Genomic DNA, 2,953 nt, shown 5'->3' with positions numbered 1-2,953 from the left:
GCTTACGATACAGCCTTCAGGGATGAGAATCTATTTGAGGAAGCATTGGAATATATGAAAACAACCCAGAAAATAGAGAGAAGAATATTAAAACTGCTTGAGGGATTATGTAAGATTGGGATAAAGAGAAGCGATTTGGGGTGTGGTGAGCTTGTCTCTGAATTTTCACAAGAGCCTTATGGCAGGATTTATCTGAAATACAGCAATAAAGAAGAGGCGCTGGTTACAGGCAGTCCAAGTAGAAAGACAAGAGACAAAAATTTCGGCTTTTGCTGGGTATTATCGGAGAATTAGATGTAGAGTTAAATGATGCCAATAATCACATAAAGGTTGACTTATGTATGCTAATTGCATATAATTATATGCGTAACACATATGGAGGGTAAAAAAACAAAATGAGAGAATTGACCAAAAATAAGGCTGAATTATTAAGACTTTTCTTAACTAATCCTGACCGATCTTTTTATATGCAAGAAATTGGCAGGATTTTGGGTAAAAAACCGGGTAATTTTCAGAGAACCATAAACAATATGGAAAAGGAAAGGGTTCTGATTAGTGAATATAAAGCCAATGCAAGATATTTTAAAGCCAATAAGGATTACCCACTATATAATGAGTTAAAAAGTATAGTTTTTAAAACCGTTGGGGTAGCCGGTAGTATTAAGGAAATCTTAGAAAAGATTGGCTCTATTAATTATTCTTTCATCTATGGCTCCTATGCAAAAGACAAAGAAAGCTATCTTTCAGATATAGACCTCTTTATAATTGGAGATTGCGATGAAGATAAACTTATCAAAGAACTCGACCGATTAGAAGAACTTTTAAAAAGGGAAATAAACTATAAATTATATAGAATGAAGGAGCTTAAAGAAGAAATTGAACAAAAGAATCCATTTCTTTTAGAAATATTAAGAGATAAAATAGTAATGTTAATAGGGGTAGAGGATGAATTACGAAAAATTCTTACAGGATAATCTTATAAAGGAACAAAAACCTGATTTTAAACAGATAGAAAAGCAGTTAAAAAGGGCACAAAAGGATTTAAAAACTGCTGAGTCGGTTTTAGATATAGACTTAACATGGTCTTTTGCTATTTCTTATCATGCTATGATAAGAGCTGGTAAGTCATTGATGTATTCTCAAGGATACCTCCCAACGGCAAAGAATTCACACAAAACTATTGTTGAATTTACAAAGATGATTTTGGGAGAAGAATACGAAAACATTATTAGTCGCTTTAATCGTATGCGCCGTCAACGGCATGATTTTATTTATGACTCTGAAAACGAAATTACATCTTCTGAAGCAAAATTAGCCATAGCCACTGCCCAAAAATTTATTGAGAAAATAATCGCAATTGTAATGAAAGAAAATCCTTAAGATGGAAAGGAAGAAAAGTTCAAGGGATAAAGAAGATTTATCATTTCATTTCTTATTGGTGTAGTTAGAAGAAGAGGAGAAATAAGATTAGATTTAAAGAACTCTGTTTAACCATATATTCAAGGAAGTAAAGGAGGTGAAACTATGATTACCTGTCCATTCTGTCCTGAATTTCATAATGACTCAGTAAGCGAATGCCCTGAGAAGAAGATAAAGATACCTCCAGTTTATATTAATGAGGTTATGGAAGGTACACCTGTTGTCTTTATCTATACTATAGGTTACAGGGGGTATGGCAAAACCTGTTTCTTCGGTAGCTTCTTTTATACACTCTATGAAGGCTTCATATCAAAGATATGGCCTAAGTTTTCATTCTTAGGATTAAATCAGGAAACCCTGAATGACATCCACTCAAATTATGTTATCCCTTTGCAACAAGGACACCTTCCTGGTGCAACGCCTGTAATGTTTCGCACCCCTTTGATACTCCTCCTTCAAAACATCCCATTCAAAATAAAGGGACTTAAAGGATTATTCAAAAAAGGATTCGAACTGAAGAAGATTATCTTTGTCTTCTATGATGTTGGTGGAGAAACCTTTGAGGTTGATGAGAGGATTAGAGAAAATCTGCCTATTTTAGATAAGGTTGAGACAATGGTATTTTTGATAAACCTGCCAAAGATTCTTGAAGAAGACCCTCAATCTGCTTCAGAGAGATTACATAACCTCTTTAATACAACCTTCCTTGCACTAAGGGGATGGACTGAAGAAAAGAATGCCCTGCTCTGCTTTATCTGGGCAGATGAAATGTGGGGTAAGGATAATATCTATGGACCGTTATCTAAAAAACGGAGTGATAATCTTCCATCTATTGAGGGAATCCCTCACTATCTTCATGAATTAAAAAAGCACTCCTTTGATATTAGCACATACATCAAAAATAAATATCCTGCCTTTTACAATGCCATTGAGGTTAATTTTAACTCTGTCTATATGACTTCTGTATCCTCTTTAGGTTGTAAGGCAGTAGATGGTAGAATAACCCATTTAGCCCCGTTTCATATCTTCGACCCAACATTATGGATACTACATCTGGAGGGACACTTATGAAATTAGAACAACATATCTATACAAGTAGCGTGAAAGGATTTACTACCCTTACCGCCACGCAAGGAATTACTAAAGATGAGCGAATAAAATTAGAGAACCATTCCCTTTATGTCCTTCCAGGTCAACTCCTTTACAAAGAAGGTATGCCTACACCCACGAAATATATCTTTTATCCATTAGGTGAAAAACGGTTTGTCTTAGGAAGGGCAATATACCTTGGTAAAGACAACCTCGGAAGGCCAGGAAATTATCTCTTTCATAATCTCATAATAGCAAAAGATGAGTTAGAAGAGCCCTCTTTTAATCCGGCAAAACTTATAAAAATGATTGAAGAAAATGGTCTCTTTAGAACGAGCCCTCCTGAAAAACCTCTGGATGTAATCAACTTTCTTCTTGATGAGGAGAAAGGGCTTGAATTTAAAACACCTCCAATGCCACAAGACCTTATCCTTACTCTCCTTTA

The 2,953-nt window shown here is 35.0% G+C and carries 5 protein-coding genes; all 5 read left to right on the top strand.

The window, feature by feature from the left end; all coding sequences use genetic code 11:
• Positions 1-294: hypothetical protein (locus tag AB1422_14175; protein ID MEW6620458.1), on the top strand; the 294-nt coding region annotated here is incomplete at its 5' end.
• A gap of 101 nt (positions 295-395) precedes the next feature.
• Positions 396-974: a nucleotidyltransferase domain-containing protein gene (locus AB1422_14170; protein MEW6620457.1), complete on the top strand. Its 579-nt coding sequence runs from the start codon at positions 396-398 to the stop codon at positions 972-974.
• Positions 946-1,380, top strand: coding sequence for a HEPN domain-containing protein (locus AB1422_14165; protein MEW6620456.1), 435 nt, complete (start codon positions 946-948; stop codon positions 1,378-1,380). Before AB1422_14170 ends, AB1422_14165 begins: the two co-directional genes overlap by 29 nt.
• 144 nt (positions 1,381-1,524) lie before the next feature.
• The gene (locus tag AB1422_14160; protein MEW6620455.1) at positions 1,525-2,490 is read left to right on the top strand and encodes a hypothetical protein; all 966 of its coding nucleotides are present in this window, start codon (positions 1,525-1,527) and stop codon (positions 2,488-2,490) included.
• The coding region (locus tag AB1422_14155) for a hypothetical protein (protein MEW6620454.1) at positions 2,487-2,953 on the top strand (467 nt) is incomplete at its 3' end. The genes AB1422_14160 and AB1422_14155, both read left to right, overlap by 4 nt.

It is taken from the genome of bacterium (assembly GCA_040757115.1).
Classification (GTDB): Bacteria; UBA9089; CG2-30-40-21; order CG2-30-40-21; family SBAY01; genus JBFLXS01.
Note: the sequence above shows the minus strand (reverse complement) of the source record. Positions and strands in the feature narration are given on the sequence as shown.